This is a genomic window from Pseudorhodoferax sp. Leaf274 (assembly GCF_001422445.1).
Taxonomy (GTDB): Bacteria; Pseudomonadota; Gammaproteobacteria; order Burkholderiales; family Burkholderiaceae_C; genus Pseudorhodoferax.
Window position 1 is genome coordinate 172,490 of sequence record NZ_LMNA01000023.1, and the last position, 17,622, is coordinate 190,111.

Here is a 17,622-nt window from a genome sequence, read left to right on the forward strand (position 1 = left end):
CCAACCACCATGGCCACCAGCCTGCTCGCACTGCTCGACGACATCGCCTCCGTTCTTGACGATGTGTCGGTCCTCACCAAGGTGGCCGCCAAGAAGACCGCCGGCGTGCTGGGCGATGACCTGGCACTCAACGCCCAGCAGGTGACGGGCGTGCGCGCCGACCGCGAACTGCCCGTGGTCTGGGCCGTGGCCAAGGGGTCGATGCTCAACAAGGCCATCCTGGTGCCGGCTGCGCTGGCCATCAGCGCGTTCGCGCCCTGGGCCGTGACACCGCTCTTGATGCTGGGCGGCGCCTTCCTGTGCTATGAGGGCTTCGAGAAGCTCGCGCACAAGTTCCTGCACAGCAAGCACGAAGAGGGCGCGGGCAAGGTCACGCTGCAGCAGGCGGCCGCCGACCCGGCCATCGACCTGGTGGCCGTGGAGAAGGACAAGATCAAGGGCGCCGTGCGCACCGACTTCATCCTGTCGGCGGAGATCATCGCCATCACGCTGGGCACCGTGCAGCAGAGTCCGTTCGGCACCCAGGTGGCGGTGATGGTCGGCATCGCCGCGCTGATGACTGTGGGTGTCTACGGTCTGGTGGCCGGCATCGTCAAGCTGGACGATGCGGGCCTGTACCTCAGCAAGCGTGGCGGGGCGCAGGCCGCGCTGGGGCGCGGCATCCTGGCTGCGGCGCCGTGGCTCATGAAGGGCCTGTCGGTGGCCGGCACGGCGGCCATGTTCCTGGTCGGCGGCGGCATCCTCACGCACGGCGTGGCGGTGCTGCACCATGGCATCGAGGAGATGGCGCACGCCACGGCCATCTGGCCGGGCGGGCCCTTCTGGGAGGCCATCACGCCGGCGCTGGCCAACGCGGCGGTGGGCGTCGTGGCCGGCGCCGTGGTGCTGGCGGCGGTCACGCTGGTGAAGAAGCTGCGCTCGTAGCCGGTACCGCCGAGGCGGCCTCGCGCACCAGCTGGCCCAGCGTGGCCAGCGCGGCTTCGCTGCGTGCATTCCAGGCATGGCCGTAGTTCAGCCGGATGCAGTGGGCAAAGGCCCGGCTGGGCGAGAAGATCGGCCCCGGCGCCAGGCTGATGCCCTGGGCCAGCGCCCGGCGGTGCAGCGCCAGTGCGTCGACCTGCGGCGGCAGCTCCACCCACAGGAAGTAGCCGCCGGCCGGCCGGGTGGCACGTGTGCCGGCCGGGAAATGCCGGCCGAGCGATTGCATGAACTGCGCCTGCTGCGTGGCCAGCGTCTGGCGCAGCTTGCGCAAATGCTTGTCGAAGCCGCCGCGCTCCAGGTAGCGCGCCAGCGCCATCTGCGTGGGCACGGCCGTGGCCAGCGTGGACATCAGCTTGGCCCGCGCCACGGCCTGGGCGTAGCGCCCCGGCGCGGCCCAGCCGATGCGCCAGCCCGGCGCCAGCGATTTGGAAAACGACGAGCAGTGCAGCACCAGGCCCTGGCTGTCGAAAGCCTTGGCCGGTGGCGGGCGCTTGTCGCCGAAGTACAGCTCGGCGTAGACATCGTCCTCGATCAGCGGCAACTGGTGGCGCGCCAGCAGGTCCACGAGCGCGCGCTTGCGAGGCTCGGGCATCAGGCTGCCCAGCGGGTTCTGGAAGTTGCTCATGAGCCAGCAGGCCTTGGGCCGGTGGCGCGCGATGGCTAGCTCCAGCGCCACGAGGTCCATGCCGTCGCGCGGGTGCGTGGGCACCTCGACGGCCGACAGGCCCTGGCGCTCGAGCGCCTGCAGGGCGCCGTAGAAGGCCGGCGATTCCACCAGCACCGTGTCGCCCGGCCGCGTGACGACCGACAGGCACAGGTTCAGCGCCTCCAGCGCACCGTTGGTCACGACGATGTCGTCCACCGACATGGGCATGCCGGCCGCCAGGTAGCGCAGCGCGATCTGCCGGCGCAGCGCGGCGTTGCCGGGCGTCAGGTCGTCCACCGTGCTCCAGGGGTCCAGCGCCTGCGCGCTGGCCGCCAGCGACTGGCCCAGGCGCGCCAGCGGGAACAGCAGCGGGCTCGGGAATGCCGAGCCGAAGGGCACGACCTCGCGCGTCATGCTGGCGTCCAGGATCTCGAACACCAGCGCGCTGACGTCCACCGCCACCGAGCCTTCCTGCGGTTGAGAGGCGGCCTCCGGTTCGGGCGGCACCTGCTGGGCGTGCGGGGCCACGTAGTAGCCCGAGCGCTCGCGTGCCTGCACCAGGCCGCGCGCCTCCAGCAGGTAATAGGCCTGGAACACCGTGGACGGGCTCACGCCGCGGCTGGCGCTGGTGTGGCGCACCGAGGCCAGCCGGTCGCCCGGGCGCAGCACGCCGGCGCGGATCGAGTCCGCGATGTCGTGGGCCAGGGCTTCGTAGCGCTTCATGGGTGGGCAGCGGGCAGGGCGGCGGCATTGTCATGCATCTGATCCGGTGCCCAGCCGCGCAACTGGTGGTGTTCGGCGGCCACCGCATGCACTAGCATCGCCGCCCCATGCTCTACGCCATCGCCACCCTGTTCCTGTTGCAAGCGCTGGGCGATGCCGTGGTGCGCCTGGCCGGCTGGCCGTTGCCGGGCTCGGTGGTCGGCATGCTGGCGCTGTTCGCGGGCCTGCTGGTGCTGCGGCGCGTGCCGGCCGGGCTGGACCAAGGCGCCAAGGCCTTGCTGCCGCACATGATGCTGCTGTTCATCCCTTCGGTGACCGGCGTGATGCTGCACTTCGAACGCGTGGCGCGCGAGTGGCGGCCGTTCCTGCTGGCCTGCGTGTTCGGCGCGGTGGTCACGCTGGTCGTGACGGCCCTCGTGCTCAAGTGGCTGCTGCGCCGGCAGGCGGCCGCATGACGGCGGCCTGGAGCGCGCTGGCGGCCTCGCCGGTCTGGTGGCTGGCCCTGACGGTGCTGGTCTACGCGGCAACGTTGGCGCTGTACCGGCGCAGCGGCGCGCACCCGGCGCTGATCCCCGTGCTGACCTCGGTGCTGGTGCTCGTCGGCCTGCTGCTGGCCGGTGGCACGCCGTATGCCGACTACGCGCGCGGCACCCAGCCGCTGACGCTGCTGATCGGCCCGGCCACCGTGCTGCTGGCCGTGCCGCTGTTCCACCAGTGGCCGCGCGTGCGCACGATCTGGCGGCCACTGGCCATCGCGCTGCTGGTGGGCTCCACCACGGCCATCGTCTCGGCCGTGGGCATCGCCTGGGCACTGGGCGGCTCGTGGGAAACGCTGGCCTCGCTCGCGCCCAAGTCGGCCACCATGCCGATCGCCATGCCGGTGGCCGAGCGCATGGGCGGCCTGACGGCGCTGGCCGCCGTGGCCGTGGCGATCACAGGCATCGCCGGCACCATGGTGTCGCAGCCGCTGCTGCGCTGGCTGGGTGTGGACCAGGACCCGGTCGTGCGCGGCGTGGCGCTGGGCCTCACGGCGCATGCCATCGGCATGGCGCGCGAACTGCAGCTGAATCCGGTGGCGGGTGCGTTCGCGGCCCTGGCCATGGGCCTGAACGGCATCCTGACCAGCCTGCTCGTGCCGCTGTTGCTGGCGTTCCGCTGATCCCTGCTCCGGTTGCAGGGCACGCAACTGCTGCTGTCCTCTGAGGCCGGACTGCGGCATATTCAGGCCATGAACAAGTTGCTGCGCACCGTGCGCGCCGTGCTCTGGAGCTTCGTCGGCCTGGGCGGCCGCCAATCCGAGGCTGAAAAGCGCACCGAGCAGGTGGGCTTTCTGCCGCTTGTGCTCGTGGCTTTCGTGATCGTGCTGCTGCTGGTCGTGGGCCTGGTGGTGCTGGCCCGCTTCGCGGCCGGCCCATAACCCCTCAGCCGTGGCGCAGGCAGCGGCGCGGTCCGGGATGCTGCGCGTCCGCCAGGCGTGCCAGCAGGGCCGCGAAGCTCGCGGCGCTGGCGCTGCGCACCGGGTAGAACGGGATCTGGTGGCGTTCGCAGAGCCGTTTGACGGTGGCCATGGAGTCATGGTCCACACAGTCCACCGGAAACACCGCGAAATCGGCCCGCGGTAGGGCGGCGGCCAGCAGGCCCTTGCGGTCCTCGATGCCGCCGTCGTGCAGCACCAGTTCGCCGCCGGCCGCCTGCACCATGGCGCGGATGCTGCGGTTCGAACCGGGGCGCCCGCCGACATAGACGATGCGGCAGTCCTGCAAGCGCAGGGCGGGTGCCACGGGCTCCAGCTGCGCGGCCAGTTGTTCCTCCAGGGCCTGCAGCTCCGCCTGCAAGGCGTCGACCAGTTCCAGTGCCGTGCCGACACGTTGCTGCAGCGCTTCGCGCGCCTGGCGTTCGGCCAGCATCTGCGACTCGGCCGCTTCGCGCCGGCCGGTCTGGTGCGCCAGCGCCTGGTCGCGCGCCGCCAGGTCGGCCTGCAGGGCGGCGACGTCGGGCGCAGGCGCGCTGCACCGGGCCGGCGCCAGTTCCTGGGTTTCCAGGCGCTCGGCCAGTGCCTGCCGTTCCTGTGCCAGGTCCTGCAGCCGCAGCTGCTGCCGTTCGACCTGCTCGCCCAGGTCGGCGTTGCGCTGCGTGAGCGCCTGCAGCCGCCGGATGTCGGCGCGGTTCGCTGCGCCCACCAGGTGCGACAGCATGTGCACATCGCCGAAGGCGCGCTTGCGCAGCGCGGGCGTGGTCTGGGCGTGGGTCAGCAGCGCCCAGTAAGCGCCGGGCACTTCGCCGAGGGCCAGGGCTTGTTGCCAGGCCTGCGCCAAAGCCGCGCCGTCCAGCGCCGCGAAGCGCCTGATCGCCACGGCATGGGCTTCGTCGAGCGCCTTGTGCAGAGCCTTGGCGCCCGCGCCGCCGGCCGTGGCCAGGTGCACGGCTTCGTGGTGGATGTCGACATCCGGTGCCTGGGCGAGCTCTGGCAGGCAGCGCACCACGAGCTTGCGCAGGCTGGCCGTGCCCAGGCAGGTGCCGAGGATGGAGCAGTGGTAGTGGGGATCGAGGTCGGCCAGCCGCGCTCGGCGCTGCACCGGCGCGATCTGCTGTGGGTGCGGGTTGCCGGGTGCGCAGCACAGCGCTGCCGCGGCACTGCTGGCCAGCTGAAAGGGCGGAGAGACCATGGGGTGGCTGCGGCGTCAGAAGGAAGATCTGCTGCGCAATATACAGAAAAGCATAGCGATAGGCGATACTTAGGGGCCTAGGATCGGCTGTCCCCCGATCCGTACCAGCCGTGCCATGAACAACTGCGAATCCTTAGCCGGTGTCGATGCCGGCCTTCCAGGCCCCGACGAAGGCGTGATCACGGTGCTGGGTGCCATGGCCGCCCCGGCCCGCTTGCGCATCCTGCAGGCCCTGTGCGAGGGTGAACAGACCGTCAGCGCCCTGCTGGCACGCCAGCCCATCAGCCAGCCCAACCTGTCCCAGCACCTGGCCAACCTGTACCGCAGCGGCATCGTCGACAAACGCCGCGCCGGCACCTCCATCTACTACCGCTTTGCAGCCAGCGAGCAGGGGCGGCTCACGCAACGCATCTGCGGGCTGCTGCCGCGGCCCTGAGTCCTCAGGGCGCTGCCGGCGCCGCGAAGACCTCGATGGCGACGAGGTTGGAGACATGCCGGCTCGCACGCGCATCGCCGGGCACGACCAGGCGCGCCATGCCGTTGCGGTCCAGCAGCGCGCCGTCCACCGCATAGGCCACGAGGGCATCGCGGTTGCCGAAGCTCGGATGGATCTCGCCCACCGAGACCATGGCCTTGTAGCCGTCGCTGCCCGTGGCCACGGCGTACATGCTCAGCAGCGGGTTCTTGATGCTGGCATCGGTCTTCAGGCCGACCTGCGTGTTCAGCAGGTTCCACAGGCTCACGCCGGTGTAGGCGCTGTTGCCCACCGTCACGGTGCTGGCGGGCAAGGCCTGCAGCGCCGTGAGGTCGAAGGCCATCGGCGTGGCGACCGCGCCTGCGACCGTGACGCTGGGCGACACGCCGCCACCGGTGCCGGCCGCCGTGGAGCCGGACGGGCGCACGTCCAGCCTCACCAGCTGCGACACATAGCGCCCACCGCGCACGTCGCCAGGCGCCGTGACGCGGAACGGGCCGTCTTCCGCGCCGATGGCCGCGGTCGTGCCGTCGCTGTTCTTCTCCAGATAGGCGAGCATGCTGCCCTTGTTGCCCAGCGTGGGGCTCAGCTCGCCGAGCGCGAACACGGTGCGGTAGCCGTCGGCGCCCGTGGCCAGCAGGTAGCGGTTGAGCTGGTCGTTGCGTGCGCCCGGCGTGGTCTGGATGCCCCTGTCCGACAGCAGCGACCACAGGTCCGCGCCGACGTAGCTGCGCTGCTGCGTGCCATTGCCGCTCGTGAACGCCACGTTCTGCGCGATGGCCGGCCGCTCGCCCAGCGCAGCGGCGCCCAGGCTGGCCGGGCGGTCCAGCGCGCCGTCGATGCGCACGGTGGCGGCGTCCTCGCCACCACCGCAGGCGGCCAGCGCCAGGCCGGCCGCGAGCGAGAAAAGGACACCGCGGGAAAAGATGCGCACGGACACGGAAGGCTCCTCGGGGTTGATATTCGTTGTATTCAGTATGGCATAGCGAAGGAGTTTGATATGGATCAGAAGGACGCCGGAATCGTCTGCCGCCTCGTCGGTGTGGTGCGCAGCCGTTTCGCCACACCAGAGGGCATACCCATCCAGACGGCCAGCGCGCCACGCATCGCCGGCGCGGACGCCATGCGGGCCGACGGCCGCATGGCCTGAGTTTCTCGCTGTTATATTTGCGAGAACACAGCGAACCTGCTGTCCGACCACGATCCCCTTTCAGGAGTCCTTGCATGCGGTCCTTTGCCGTCGCTTCTCTGGTTCTCGCCCTGGCCTTGCCCGCCGCGTCCTGGGCCCAGCAGATCACCGTGTCCGCCGCCGCGAGCCTGACCGACGCGTTCAAGGAACTGGCCCCCAAGTTCGAAGCCAGCAAGCCCGGATCGACGGTGCGTTTCAACTTCGCGGCGTCCGGCGTGCTGCTGCAGCAGATCAGCCAGGGTGCGCCGGTGGACGTGTTCGCCAGCGCCGACCAGGAAACCATGAACCGGGCCGATGCGCAAAAGCTCGTCGACGCCACCTCGCGCAAGAACTTCGTGACCAACAGCCTGGTGCTGATCGAGCCGGCCCAGGGCGGCGTGGGCGTCAAGAGCCTGCAGGACCTGGGCGGTGCAGCCATTAAGAAGATCGCCGTGGGCAAGACAGCCACCGTGCCGGTCGGCCGCTACACCAAGGAAGTGCTGGACGCCGCGAACCTGTGGACCCCGCTCGAACCCAAGTTCGTGCAGGCCGACAGCGTGCGCCAGGTGCTGGACTATGTGAGCCGCGGCGAGGTGGAGGCCGGCTTCGTCTACCGCACCGACGCCGCCATCGCCGGCGACAAGGTCAAGGTCGTCGCTTCGCCGCAGGGTGCCACGCCGGTGTCCTACCCCATCGCCGTGGTGGCCGACAGCAAGAACAAGGCCGCGGCAAACGATTTCATTGCGTTCGTGAACTCCGAGGCCGGCCAGCAGGTGCTGGCGCGCTACGGCTTCGGTAAGCCGTAGCGCAGGAGCCTCACACCGCGCCGTGCGCCTCGACGTACAGCGCGTACAGCGAGTGGCTGCTCGCCATGTAGAGCCGGTTGCGCTTGGGGCCGCCGAATTCCAGGTTGGCGCAGCGCTCGGGCAGGCGGATGAAGCCGATGGGCTTGCCGTCTTTGTTGAAGACCTTCACGCCGTCCATTTCGTCGGACTTGCCCACGGGCAGGTGCGCCTTCATGCCGCCGCCGATGTCGCTGGCTTCTGGCGCGAAGGCGCCGGTGAAGCCCCAGCCGCACCACAGGTTGCCGTCGCGGTCCACGCGGAAGCCGTCGAAGGCGCCGGGGCCGCCCGCGTCGATCAGCTTGGTCTTGTTCGACAGGCTGGTGCCGTCGGCCGAGACGTCGTAGCTCCACACGCTGCGGTTCGGCGTGCCCTTCCACTCGACCACGTAGAGCTTCTTCTCGTCCGGCGAGAAGGCCAGGCCGTTGGGGTTCACGAGTTCGGTGATGACGGCGCTGATCTTGCCGTCCTTGCCGATACGGTAGACGTTGGTGGTGGCCTGCTCGGGCGTGGCGCGCGCGCCTTCCCATTCGCCGTTGATGCCGAACAGCGGGTCGGTGAACCAGATGCTGTCGTCGGACTTGACGACGATGTCGTTGGGCGCGTTCAGCCGCTTGCCCTCGAAGTTGTCGGCCAGCACGGTGGTGCTGCCGTCCTTCTCGGTGCGCACGATGCGGCGCGTGACCGAGTGCTCGCAGCTGACCAGCCGGCCCTGGCGGTCGCGCGTGTTGCCGTTGGCGTAGTTGACGTTCTCCTTGTGCACCGAGAACTTGCCGGTCTTCTCTTCGTACTTCATGAGCCGGTTGTTCGGGATGTCCGACAGGATCAGCGTGCCGGTCTCGGGGAAGTAGGCCGGGCCCTCGGCCCAGCGCATGCCGCTGCCCAACTGCTCGATGGTGCTGCTGTAGATGCGGTACTTGGCGAAGCTCGGGTCGAGGATGAAGACGTTGGGGTCGGGGTAGCGCTGTGCCGGCTTGAAGTCGAACGATTGGGCGCCGGCCAGGCTGGCGGCCGTGGTCAGCGCGCCGCTGGCGGCGGTTTTCAGAAAGCGTCTGCGGCTGTCTTGGTGCATGGGAAAGGTCTCCTCCTTGGTTGTGAAAATCAGTAGCCGCTGCCGGGCTTGGCGGGCGTGGCCGAGGTCTGTGCGCGCATGGCCGCCACCACCTGCTGCGCCCCGGCCGCCATCAGCCGTGCATCCGAGCTGACGGTCATGAACTGGAAACCCTGGGCGATGCGCGCGAGCGCGCCTTGCGGGTTGCCGTTGTGGATCCCGGCCACGACGCCGTGCGCCTTGGCGCGCGCCAGGATGTGGTCGATGGCCTGCTGCGCCTTGGGGTCGACATCGTCGAACACCGGCCGGCAGCCCAGCGACAGCGACAGGTCGGACGGGCCGATGTAGACCGCATCCAGCCCTTCGACGGAGAGGATGTCGTCCAGGTTGTCCAACGCTTGCGCGGTCTCGATCATGGCAAAGCGCACGATGTGGTCGTTGGCCTGCTCCGGGTAGTCGGCGCCGTGGATCAGCAGCGCGCGGATGGGGCCGAAGCTGCGGGTGCCGCGGGGCGCATAGCTGGTCCAGGCCACGAGCTTCTGCGCGTCCTCACGCGTGTTGACCATGGGGCAGATCACGGCGGACGCTCCGGCGTCCAGCGTCTTCATGAGGATGCCGGGCTCCAGCCAGGGCACGCGCACCACGGGCACGGTGTCGGTGGTGGCGATGGCCTGCAGCATGGGCAGCATGGCCTGGTAGTCGACCACGCCGTGCTGCAGGTCGATGGTCAGCGAATCCCAGCCCTGGTGGGCCATGGTCTCGGCCGAGAAGCTGTTGGGGATGGCCAGCCAGCCGTTGACGGCGGCGCCGCCGGACTGCCAGAGGGTGCGCAAGCGGTTGGTTTTCATGGGTGTCTCCGTTGTGTGTTGCGCGAGCGTGGGCCGGGGCTCAGTCCGGCGCCACCGGGTGGTTGGCCATGAGCTCCAGCGACTTGACCAGCGCCGAGTGGTCGAGCTGGTCCCAGCCCTGCGCCGCGCAGGTCTGCATCAGCTGCGCCGCGCCCGCCGTCTGCGGCAGCGCCACGCCCATGGACTTGGCGCCGGCCAGTGCCAGGCCCAGGTCCTTCTGGTGCAGGCCGATGCGGAAACCCGGGTTGAAGGTGCGCTTGATCATGCGTTCGCCGTGCACTTCCAGGATGCGGCTGGCCGCGAAGCCGCCCATCAGCGCCTGGCGCACCTTGGCCGGGTCGGCGCCGGCCTTGCTGGCGAACAGCAGGGCCTCGCCCACGGCGGCGATGTTCAGCGCCACGATGATCTGGTTGGCCACCTTGGTGGTCTGGCCGTCACCCACGCCGCCCACGTGCGTGATGTTCTTGCCCATCTTCTCGAACAGGGGCTTGGCCTTGGCGAAGGCTTCCTCGGTGCCGCCGACCATGATGGTCAGGCTGGCGGCCTTGGCGCCGACCTCGCCGCCGCTGACCGGCGCGTCCAGGTAGTCGCAGCCCAGCGCGGCGATCTTCTCGGCGAAGGCCTTGGTCTCGATGGGCGAGATCGAGCTCATGTCGATCACGGTCTTGCCTTTGCTGAGGCCCTCCGCCACGCCGTTCTCGCCGAACAGCACCGCCAGCACATCGGGCGTGTCGGGCAGCATCAGGATGACGACATCGGCCGCCTGCGCGACCTCCTTGGCGGTGGCGACGCCCTTGGCGCTGCTCGCCGCGATCTCCGCATTGACTTTGCTGCGCTTGACGTAGGTGAGCTCGTGCCCAGCGTTGACGAGGTGCAGGGCCATGGGCGCGCCCATGATGCCCAGGCCGATGAATCCGATCTTCATGCTGTCTCTCCTTGAGGTTTCAGGTCACGGGTGCGGGGTTGAACAACACCAGCGCGTTGTGCAGCTTCCATTGTTCCGCCCAGGTCTTCTTGCGGCCGCTGGCGACATCCAGCATGAGCTGGAACATCTCCCAGCCCACGTCGGCAATCGTCTTCTCGCCGGTGGCAATCGTGCCAGCGTTGATGTCCATCAGGTCGTGCCAGCGGCGCGCCAGGTCGTCGCGCGTGGCTACCTTGATCACGGGCACCTCGGCCAGGCCGTAGGGCGTGCCGCGGCCGGTGGTGAACACGTGCAGGTTCATGCCGGCGGCCAGCTGCAGCGTGCCGCAGATGAAGTCGCTGGCCGGCGTGGCCGCGTAGATCAGGCCCTTCTGCTTGAGCTTCTCGCCGGGCGAGATCACACCCGAGATGGCCGACGAGCCGCTCTTGACGATGGAGCCCATGGCCTTCTCGACGATGTTCGACAGCCCGCCCTTCTTGTTGCCGGGCGTGGTGTTGGCGCTGCGGTCCACGCGGCCCTTGTCGAGGTAGGCGTCGTACCAGGCCATCTCGCGGATCATGGCCTCGGCCACCTCGGGCGTGCTGGCGCGCGAGGTGAGCTGGTCGATGCCGTCGCGCACCTCGGTCACCTCGCTGAACATCACGCTGGCGCCAGCGCGCACCAGCAAGTCGGTGCAGTAGCCCACGGCCGGATTCGCGGTCACGCCGCTGAAGGCATCGCTGCCGCCGCACTGCACGCCGACCACGAGCTCGCTGGCCGGCACGGTCTCGCGCCGGCGCGCGTTCAGGCGCTCCAGGTGCTCCTCGGCCTGGCGCATGATGGAATCGACCATCGACATGAAGCCCACGTGGGCATCGTCCTGCAGGCAGACCACGTCGAGCTTGGCCTCTGCCGTGTCGCCCACTTCGGCCACGTTGCGCTCGTCCACGATGGGGATGGAGCCGGGCGGCAGCAGGCGCTCGGGCTGCAGCTTCTCGCAGCCCAGGCTCACGACCATCACCTCGCCGCCGAAGTTGGGGTTCAGGCTGATGTTGCGCAGCGTGCGGATCGGAATCTCGGCGCCGGGCGCGTCGATGGCCACGCCGCAGCCGTAGGTGTGCTCCAGCGCCACCACGTCGTCCACGTTTGGGTACTTGGGCAGCAGCTCGGCCTTGATGCGCTGCACGGCGAAGTCGGTCACGCCGGCCACGCACTGCACGGTCTGCGTGATGGCCAGGATGTTGCGCGTGCCGACCGAGCCGTCCAGGTTGCGGTAGCCCTCGAAGGTGTAGCCCTCCAGCGGCGTCTGCGCGGGCGGCTTGACGGTGGCGATGGGCAGGCCGACCAGCTCGCGTGCCTCGGGCATCTGCAGCAGGCGCTCGTGCACCCAGGTGCCACGTGGCAGGTCTTTCAGCGCGTAGCCGATGGTCACGTTGTAGCGGCGCACGGCCCCGCCCGCGGGGATGTCGACCAGCGACACCTTGTGCGCCTGCGGCACCTTGTCGACCAGCGTCAGGCCGTCGGGGAACACGGTGCCGGCCGGCAGGCCGCCGTCGTTGGCCACGATGGCCACGTTGTCGGCCTCGTGCATGGTGATGTAGAGGGGGGCTTGCGTGCTCATCGTGGTCTCTTCTTCGTGGGCGTCGATCAGGCGCGTTGGCCGATCTCCGCGGTCTCGCGCGTCCAGCCGCGCGCCTGCTCGGACAGCGACAGGCCCAGGCCCGGCCGCGTCGGCACGATCATGCGGCCATTCTTGGTCTCCAGCCGCTCGTTGAACAGCGGCTCCAGCCAGTCGAAATGCTCGACCCAGGGCTCGGTGGCGTAGCAGGCGCCCAGGTGCACATGCAGCTCCATCGCGAAATGCGGGCCCAGCGCGATGCCGGCGTGCTCGGCCAGCGCGGCGATTTTGAGGAAGGGCGTGATGCCGCCCACGCGCGGCGCGTCGGGCATCAGGTAGTCGGCCGCGCGGTGGCGGATCAGGTCGTAGTGCTCCGACAGGCTGGTCAGCATCTCGCCCGTGGCGATGGGCGTGTCAAAGGTGGCGGCCAGCGCGGCATGGCCTTCGTGGTCGTAGGCGTCCAGCGGCTCCTCGATCCAGACCAGGTTGAACTGCTCGAAGATGCGGCACATGCGCTGGGCCGTGGGGCGGTCCCATTGCTGGTTGGCGTCGACCATCAGCGGCACGTGGTCGCCCAGGTGCTTGCGCACGGCCTCCACGCGCTGGATGTCGATCTTTCCGTCGGGCTGGCCGACCTTGAGCTTGATGCCGCCGATGCCGCGTTCGATGGAGGCGGCAGCGTTCACCGACAGCTGGTCGATGGGCGTGTGCAGGAAGCCGCCCGAGGTGTTGTAGCAGCGCACCGAGTCGCGCTGCGAACCCAGCAGCTTGGACAGCGACAGCCCGGCGCGCCGCGCCTTCAGGTCGTACAGCGCCACGTCGAACGCGCCATAGGCCTGCACCGCCAGGCCGCTGCGGCCGACCGAGGCGCCGGCCCAGCACAGCTTGGTCCAGAGCTTGGCGATGTCGCTGGGGTCTTCGCCGATCAGCGCGGGCGCCACTTCCTTGGCGTGCGCGAACTGGCCGGGGCCGCCGGCGCGCTTGGAGTACGAGAAGCCCAGGCCCTTGTGGCCGTCCTTGGTCTCGATCTCGGCGAACAGCATCGCGATCTCGGTCATGGGCTTTTGCCGGCCCGTCAGCACCTTGGCGTCGCTGATCGGGTTGGCCAGCGGCAGGTAGCAGGAGGAGAGGCGGATGTGGGCGATGCTGTCGTGTGTCATGTCAGTCTTCAAGTTTCGGCGGCGGTGGCCAGCAGCCATTCGAGTGGCCGCGGAGCAGGCCATCCCAGGGCACCCGCGGAACTGGCTCTGCCAGGCCGCTGGGTGCGCCCCCTTAGGGGGTATCGGACGGCTACACGCAGTGCGCCGGCCAAACGGGGGGTTACTCAATAGTGATCTTGCCGGTCTCGATGACCGTCTTCCACTTCGCGTATTCCTTCTGCTGGAAGGCTGCGAACTCGGCCGGCGTGTTGGCCACCATCTCGAAGCCGATGCTCGTGAACTGCTCCTTGACCTTGGGGTTGTTGAGCGCCTCGACGAAGGCGTCGTGCGCCTTCTGCCGCACGTCGGCCGGCAGGCCCTTGGGTGCCACGATGGCCTGCCACGACGTGACTTCCACATTGGCCACGCCGGCTTCGGCCATGGTGGGCACGTCGGGCAGCACGGGCGACCGCTTGGCACTGGTCACGGCCAGCGCGCGCATCTTGCCGCCCTTGATGTACTGCAGCACCGAGTTGACGTTCTGGAACGACGCATCGACCTGGCCGCCCATGAGGTCGGTATGGGCCGGCGCGCCGCCCTTGTACGGCACGTGGATGCCCTTGGTGCCCACCTGCTGCCAGAACAGCTCGGCCGTCAGGTGGTCGCTGGAGCCGTTGCCGGCCGAGGCGAAGGTCATCTTGCCCGGGTTGGCCTTGTTGAAGGCCACCACGTCGGCCAGGCTCTTGTGCGGCGAGTTCGCGGGCACCACCAGCACGTTGGGCGACTGCACGGCAACGGTGATCGTGTCGAAGTCCTTCTGCGGGTCGAACTGCATGCCCTTGAGCAGGTGCGGCACGATGACCAGCGGGCCCAGCGAGGTGACCAGGAAGGTGTAGCCGTCGGCCGGTGCGCGCTTGACGAAGGTGGCGCCGATGGTGCCCGTGGCGCCGGCCTTGTTGTCCACGAGGAAGGACTGCTTGAGCTTGTCCGTCAGCAGCGGGCCGACGGCGCGGGCCACCTGATCGGTCGAGCCGCCGGGCGGGAAGGGCACGACCATGGTGACGGCCTTGCTGGGCCAGGTGTCGGCGGCGGCGGCGAAGGCCAGCGTGGCCAGGGCGGCGGCGAGAAGTTTTTTCATGGAGTCTCCAAATCGGTCACGGGAGGATGACAACGATGTCATTTGCGTTGATGTCGGACGTCTGCACGCGATCTTGGTGTTTTTCTGCATGGTTGTATGACGACCTGGACGGATGCGGATGATATCGTTGTCATTTCTGCCGTCAAGCGGGATGTTTCCCTGCCTGTGTCTGCCGCCATGCACCTGCCACCGCCCGCATCCAAGCCCGCCACGCTGCACGACGTCGCCCGTGCGGCCGGCGTGTCGCTGATCACGGCCTCGCGCGCCCTGGGCAACCCGGGCGTGGTGTCGGCCAAGACGATTGCGCGCGTGCAGCAGGCGGTGCAGGCCACGGGCTACATCCCCAACCTGCTGGCGGGCGGGCTCAAGTCCAAGCGCAGCCGCATGGTGGCCGGCATCGTCCCGGCGCTGGCCGTGGCGCAGTTCCTGCCCTCGGTGCAGACGCTGACCGAGACCCTGGCGGCCGAGGGCTACCAGGTGCTGCTGGGCCAGACCGGCTACGACCTCGCGCGCGAGGAGGTGGTGCTCAACACCATGATCAGCCGCCAGCCCGACGGCATCGTGTTCACCGGCCTGGTGCAGGATCCGGCCGTGCGCGAGCGCTTGCGCCGCACCGGCATTCCCATCGTCGAGACCTGGGATCTGTCGGACGCGCCCGTGGACATGCTGGTCGGCTTCTCGCAGGACAGCGTGGGCCGTGCCGTGGGCAGCTTCTTCCGCGCCAAGGGCTGGCAGCGCGTGGGCATCGCCACGGCCGGCGACCCGCGCGCGCTGCTGCGCAAGGGCGGCTTCCAGGCCGCCTACGGCCGCGCCGTGCCCACGGCCACCGTGGCCGCGCCCAGCAACCTCGAGCGTGGCCGCCAGGCCCTGGCCGAGCTGCTGGCGCAGGAGCCCGGCCTGCAGGCCGTGGCCTGCAGCTCCGACCAGCTGGCCCAGGGCGTGCTGGTCGAGGCCCAGGCGCGCGGCCTGCGCGTGCCGCAGGACCTGGCCGTCTGCGGCTTCGGCAACGCCGACTTCGCGGCCCACCTGTGGCCGTCGCTCAGCACCGTGCTCATCGACGGGCCCGCCATCGGCCGCCTCGCCGCGCAGTTGGTGCTAGCGCGCTGCCGCGGCGAGACCGTGGCGCAGCCGGTGGTGGACGTGGGCTTTCGGATCGTGGAGCGGGCGTCGACAGGCTGAGCGGGCTGGTCGGGCGCGCTCAGCGCCGCATGCGCATCGAGACCGCGAAGCGGTCGGCCGGGTGCACCGTCACCGTGGCCTCGAACAGCGCGCCGTCGTCGTCCAGGTAACGCCGCACGATGTTCAGCCCCGGCGTGCCCGGCGCCACCTGCAGCGCGCGGGCCAGGGCCGCGTCGTCGATCGCGAAGGCGCGGATGTCCTGGTGGATCTCGGCGATCTGCCGGCCGTAGCGCTCCTCGATGAGCGTGCTCGCCAGCGTGTCGGGCTCGGTGCGCATCTGCTCGGCGATGTCGGCATACGCGGGGTCGATGTAGACATCCGTCCAGCCGATCGGCGGCGCATCGGTACCGCCCACCCGCCGCAGGCTGGAGACGCAGAGCCACGGCGTGCCCTCGGCGCAGCCCAGCTCCGCGGCCAGGCTGGCCGAGGCCTCGACCCGCGCCACGCGCTGCACCTGGCGCAGGTGCTCCGCGCCGAACTGCACCAGGTCGTCGACCGAACCCAGCGTGGGCTTGAAGCTGCTGCGCGGCCGGGCCGACAGCACGCGCGTGCCCACGTTCTTCTTGCGCAGCACCAGCCCCGCCTGCTCCAGTTCGGCCAACGCCGCGCGCACCGTGTGCCGGCTGGTGCCGTAGTGCTTGCACAGCTCCAGCTCGGTGGGCAGCAGCGCGCCCACGGCGAAGTGGCCGCTGGTGATGGCCTCCGTCAGGTGCCGCGCGATGTTCGTGAAGTTCGGCTTGGGTGCCGTTGCGTCGTTCATGGCCATGCGTTGCCCAGGGAAAACCCTGGGTGTGGATATGTTCGAACATATTAAAGTCCATATGTCCGAACATATTGTTCGTTGTTCTCCATCCGATCCGAGGTCCCATGCCGTTTTCCGCAGCAAGCCCATCCAGCACGGTGGTCGATTCCATCCTGTTCCGCGACGCCTTCGGCACCCAGAAGATGCGCGGCATTTTCTCCGACCACGCCCTGGTGCAGCGCTACATCGATGCCGAGGTCGCGCTGGCCAAGGCTGAGGCGCGCGTCGGCGTGATCCCCGAGGAAGCGGCCGCCGTCATCGCCCGCGAATCCAGGCTCGAGCGCATCGACTTCGACCACATGCGCGAGGAGACCGACATCGTCGGCTACCCCATCCTGCCGCTGGTCCACCAGCTGGTGGCCATGTGCGGCGATGCCGGCCGCTACGTGCACTGGGGCGCCACCACGCAAGACATCATGGACACGGCCGTGGCCCTGCAGGTGCGCGATGCACTCGACAGCATCGGCGAGGACATTGCCGCGCTGCGCCGCATCCTGGCCGACCTGGCGAAGAAGCACCGCGACACGCCCATGGCCGGCCGCACCCATCTGCAGCAGGCGCTGCCGGTGACCTTCGGCTACAAGGTGGCGATCTGGCTGGCCATGTTCGACCGCCACCAGCAGCGCCTGTCCGAGCTGCGCCCACGTGTGGCCGTGGTGCAGTTCGCCGGCGCCGCCGGCACGCTGGCCTCGCTGGGCGACAAGGGTCTGGCGGTGCAGAAGGCGATGGCACAGGAGCTGGGCCTGGGCGTGCCCGCCACCACTTGGCACGTGGCGCGCGACGGCTTCGCCGAAGCCGTGAACCTGCTGGCGCTGGTGACGGGCTCGCTCGGCAAGATCGCGCTGGACATCATGATCATGGCGTCCACCGAGTTCGCCGAGGTGTACGAGCCCTTCGTCAAGGGCCGCGGTGCCAGCAGCACCATGCCGCAAAAACGGAACCCGATCTCCAGCGAACTCATGCTGGCCGCCTCCAAGGCCGTGCGCCAGCATGCCGGCCTCATGGTCGACGCCATGGTGCAGGACTTCGAGCGCGCCACCGGCCCCTGGCATGCGGAGTGGATCGCCATTCCCGAGAGCTTCATCCTGAGCGCGGGCGCGCTGCACCAGGCCAAGTTCGCGCTGGGCGGCCTCATCGTCGACGAGGCGCGCATGGCGCAGAACCTGGGCATCACCAAGGGCCTGATCGTGGCCGAGGCCGTGATGATGGGCATGGCGCCGCACATCGGCCGCCAACAGGCGCACGACGTGGTCTACGACGCGTGCCGCACCGTCAACGAGAAGGGCGGCACGCTGGCCGAGGCCCTGGCGGCGCTGCCCGAGGTCACGCGCCACTTCGACCGCGCCACCATCGACCGCCTGACCGACCCGGCCAACTACCTGGGCCTGGCGCCGCAGATGGTGGACCAGGCGCTGGCGCTGTCGGCCAGCGTCCGGGCCTGA

19 protein-coding genes are annotated in these 17,622 nt (G+C 69.5%); 9 read left to right on the forward strand and 10 right to left on the reverse strand.

All coding sequences use genetic code 11. The annotated features are described in order from the left end of the window. The first annotated feature begins 9 nt into the window (after window positions 1-9). Window positions 10-924, forward strand: a complete 915-nt coding sequence (locus ASF44_RS18030) for a DUF808 domain-containing protein (RefSeq protein ID WP_056900610.1) — start codon at window positions 10-12, stop codon at window positions 922-924. Here the strand turns inward: ASF44_RS18030 and ASF44_RS18035 are convergent. Further along, complete coding sequence (locus ASF44_RS18035; RefSeq protein WP_056900611.1) at window positions 896-2,350, reverse strand: PLP-dependent aminotransferase family protein; 1,455 nt, start codon at window positions 2,348-2,350, stop codon at window positions 896-898. The two genes, ASF44_RS18030 and ASF44_RS18035, sit on opposite strands and share 29 nt — an antisense overlap. 107 nt (window positions 2,351-2,457) lie before the next feature. Here ASF44_RS18035 and ASF44_RS18040 point away from each other — a divergent pair, with 107 nt between their 5' ends. From ASF44_RS18040 to ASF44_RS18050, 3 genes are all read left to right on the forward strand, one after another. Further along, entirely contained in the window at window positions 2,458-2,805 is a 348-nt protein-coding gene (locus ASF44_RS18040) for a CidA/LrgA family protein (RefSeq protein ID WP_056900612.1), read from the forward strand. Continuing rightward, a complete protein-coding gene (locus ASF44_RS18045) occupies window positions 2,802-3,509 on the forward strand; it encodes an LrgB family protein (RefSeq protein ID WP_156374581.1) in 708 nt (235 codons plus the stop codon). The genes ASF44_RS18040 and ASF44_RS18045 overlap by 4 nt, the downstream gene beginning before the upstream one ends. Window positions 3,510-3,578: 69 nt before the next feature. Continuing rightward, window positions 3,579-3,767 carry a DUF2970 domain-containing protein gene (locus ASF44_RS18050; RefSeq protein ID WP_056900614.1) on the forward strand — a complete coding sequence of 63 codons (189 nt, stop codon included), beginning with the start codon at window positions 3,579-3,581 and terminating at the stop codon, window positions 3,765-3,767. 4 nt (window positions 3,768-3,771) lie between these two features. Here ASF44_RS18050 and ASF44_RS18055 read toward each other — a convergent pair whose 3' ends face one another. After that, window positions 3,772-5,016 (reverse strand): DUF2325 domain-containing protein, encoded by a 1,245-nt coding sequence (locus ASF44_RS18055; RefSeq protein ID WP_056900615.1) that lies wholly within the window; start codon window positions 5,014-5,016, stop codon window positions 3,772-3,774. 115 nt (window positions 5,017-5,131) lie between these two features. Between ASF44_RS18055 and ASF44_RS18060 the strand changes: the two genes are divergently transcribed. Then, window positions 5,132-5,452 (forward strand): helix-turn-helix transcriptional regulator, encoded by a 321-nt coding sequence (locus ASF44_RS18060; RefSeq protein WP_082524870.1) that lies wholly within the window; start codon window positions 5,132-5,134, stop codon window positions 5,450-5,452. Between the two features lie 4 nt (window positions 5,453-5,456). Here the strand turns inward: ASF44_RS18060 and ASF44_RS18065 are convergent, their stop codons facing one another. After that, complete coding sequence (locus tag ASF44_RS18065; RefSeq protein WP_056900616.1) at window positions 5,457-6,431, reverse strand: molybdopterin-binding oxidoreductase; 975 nt, start codon at window positions 6,429-6,431, stop codon at window positions 5,457-5,459. Between the two features lie 60 nt (window positions 6,432-6,491). Between ASF44_RS18065 and ASF44_RS31945 the strand changes: the two genes are divergently transcribed. Beyond that, window positions 6,492-6,641 (forward strand): hypothetical protein, encoded by a 150-nt coding sequence (locus ASF44_RS31945; protein WP_156374582.1) that lies wholly within the window; start codon window positions 6,492-6,494, stop codon window positions 6,639-6,641. A gap of 74 nt (window positions 6,642-6,715) precedes the next feature. Beyond that, the gene (modA, locus tag ASF44_RS18070) at window positions 6,716-7,465 is read left to right on the forward strand and encodes a molybdate ABC transporter substrate-binding protein (RefSeq protein WP_056900617.1); all 750 of its coding nucleotides are present in this window, start codon (window positions 6,716-6,718) and stop codon (window positions 7,463-7,465) included. Between the two features lie 10 nt (window positions 7,466-7,475). On the opposite strand, the gene ASF44_RS18075 is transcribed toward modA, so the two are convergent. From ASF44_RS18075 to ASF44_RS18100, 6 genes are all read right to left on the reverse strand, one after another. Then, window positions 7,476-8,573 (reverse strand): SMP-30/gluconolactonase/LRE family protein, encoded by a 1,098-nt coding sequence (locus ASF44_RS18075; RefSeq protein WP_056900618.1) that lies wholly within the window; start codon window positions 8,571-8,573, stop codon window positions 7,476-7,478. A 29-nt stretch (window positions 8,574-8,602) separates the two neighbouring features. After that, window positions 8,603-9,400: an HpcH/HpaI aldolase/citrate lyase family protein gene (locus ASF44_RS18080; protein WP_056900619.1), complete on the reverse strand. Its 798-nt coding sequence runs from the start codon at window positions 9,398-9,400 to the stop codon at window positions 8,603-8,605. Between the two features lie 40 nt (window positions 9,401-9,440). Next, window positions 9,441-10,325: a 2-hydroxy-3-oxopropionate reductase gene (locus ASF44_RS18085; RefSeq protein WP_056900620.1), complete on the reverse strand. Its 885-nt coding sequence runs from the start codon at window positions 10,323-10,325 to the stop codon at window positions 9,441-9,443. A gap of 19 nt (window positions 10,326-10,344) precedes the next feature. Then, window positions 10,345-11,925, reverse strand: coding sequence for a galactarate dehydratase (gene garD / locus ASF44_RS18090; RefSeq protein WP_056900621.1), 1,581 nt, complete (start codon window positions 11,923-11,925; stop codon window positions 10,345-10,347). Window positions 11,926-11,951: 26 nt separating this feature from the next. Beyond that, a complete protein-coding gene (locus ASF44_RS18095) occupies window positions 11,952-13,082 on the reverse strand; it encodes a mandelate racemase/muconate lactonizing enzyme family protein (RefSeq protein WP_056900622.1) in 1,131 nt (376 codons plus the stop codon). A 160-nt stretch (window positions 13,083-13,242) separates the two neighbouring features. Beyond that, on the reverse strand, window positions 13,243-14,199 hold the full coding sequence (locus tag ASF44_RS18100) for a tripartite tricarboxylate transporter substrate binding protein (protein WP_056900623.1): 957 nt from the start codon (window positions 14,197-14,199) through the stop codon (window positions 13,243-13,245). 177 nt (window positions 14,200-14,376) lie between these two features. Here ASF44_RS18100 and ASF44_RS18105 point away from each other — a divergent pair, with 177 nt between their 5' ends. After that, window positions 14,377-15,378 carry a LacI family DNA-binding transcriptional regulator gene (locus tag ASF44_RS18105; protein ID WP_056900624.1) on the forward strand — a complete coding sequence of 334 codons (1,002 nt, stop codon included), beginning with the start codon at window positions 14,377-14,379 and terminating at the stop codon, window positions 15,376-15,378. Between the two features lie 19 nt (window positions 15,379-15,397). Here the strand turns inward: ASF44_RS18105 and ASF44_RS18110 are convergent, their stop codons facing one another. After that, the gene (locus ASF44_RS18110) at window positions 15,398-16,138 is read right to left on the reverse strand and encodes a GntR family transcriptional regulator (RefSeq protein ID WP_056900814.1); all 741 of its coding nucleotides are present in this window, start codon (window positions 16,136-16,138) and stop codon (window positions 15,398-15,400) included. Window positions 16,139-16,245: 107 nt separating this feature from the next. Between ASF44_RS18110 and ASF44_RS18115 the strand changes: the two genes are divergently transcribed. After that, window positions 16,246-17,622, forward strand: a complete 1,377-nt coding sequence (locus ASF44_RS18115) for an adenylosuccinate lyase family protein (protein ID WP_056900625.1) — start codon at window positions 16,246-16,248, stop codon at window positions 17,620-17,622.

Bases quoted from the DNA above. Each gene is read 5' to 3' on its own strand.
- ASF44_RS18030 (WP_056900610.1), top strand. From the start codon at position 10: ATGGCCACCAGCCTGCTCGCACTGCTCGACGACATCGCCTCCGTTCTT.
- ASF44_RS18035 (WP_056900611.1), bottom strand. From the start codon at position 2,350: ATGAAGCGCTACGAAGCCCTGGCCCACGACATCGCGGACTCGATCCGC.
- ASF44_RS18040 (WP_056900612.1), top strand. From the start codon at position 2,458: ATGCTCTACGCCATCGCCACCCTGTTCCTGTTGCAAGCGCTGGGCGAT.
- ASF44_RS18045 (WP_156374581.1), top strand. From the start codon at position 2,802: ATGACGGCGGCCTGGAGCGCGCTGGCGGCCTCGCCGGTCTGGTGGCTG.
- ASF44_RS18050 (WP_056900614.1), top strand. From the start codon at position 3,579: ATGAACAAGTTGCTGCGCACCGTGCGCGCCGTGCTCTGGAGCTTCGTC.
- ASF44_RS18055 (WP_056900615.1), bottom strand. From the start codon at position 5,016: ATGGTCTCTCCGCCCTTTCAGCTGGCCAGCAGTGCCGCGGCAGCGCTG.
- ASF44_RS18060 (WP_082524870.1), top strand. From the start codon at position 5,132: ATGAACAACTGCGAATCCTTAGCCGGTGTCGATGCCGGCCTTCCAGGC.
- ASF44_RS31945 (WP_156374582.1), top strand. From the start codon at position 6,492: ATGGATCAGAAGGACGCCGGAATCGTCTGCCGCCTCGTCGGTGTGGTG.
- modA (WP_056900617.1), top strand. From the start codon at position 6,716: ATGCGGTCCTTTGCCGTCGCTTCTCTGGTTCTCGCCCTGGCCTTGCCC.
- ASF44_RS18075 (WP_056900618.1), bottom strand. From the start codon at position 8,573: ATGCACCAAGACAGCCGCAGACGCTTTCTGAAAACCGCCGCCAGCGGC.
- ASF44_RS18080 (WP_056900619.1), bottom strand. From the start codon at position 9,400: ATGAAAACCAACCGCTTGCGCACCCTCTGGCAGTCCGGCGGCGCCGCC.
- ASF44_RS18085 (WP_056900620.1), bottom strand. From the start codon at position 10,325: ATGAAGATCGGATTCATCGGCCTGGGCATCATGGGCGCGCCCATGGCC.
- garD (WP_056900621.1), bottom strand. From the start codon at position 11,925: ATGAGCACGCAAGCCCCCCTCTACATCACCATGCACGAGGCCGACAAC.
- ASF44_RS18095 (WP_056900622.1), bottom strand. From the start codon at position 13,082: ATGACACACGACAGCATCGCCCACATCCGCCTCTCCTCCTGCTACCTG.
- ASF44_RS18100 (WP_056900623.1), bottom strand. From the start codon at position 14,199: ATGAAAAAACTTCTCGCCGCCGCCCTGGCCACGCTGGCCTTCGCCGCC.
- ASF44_RS18105 (WP_056900624.1), top strand. From the start codon at position 14,377: ATGCACCTGCCACCGCCCGCATCCAAGCCCGCCACGCTGCACGACGTC.
- ASF44_RS18110 (WP_056900814.1), bottom strand. From the start codon at position 16,138: ATGAACGACGCAACGGCACCCAAGCCGAACTTCACGAACATCGCGCGG.
- ASF44_RS18115 (WP_056900625.1), top strand. From the start codon at position 16,246: ATGCCGTTTTCCGCAGCAAGCCCATCCAGCACGGTGGTCGATTCCATC.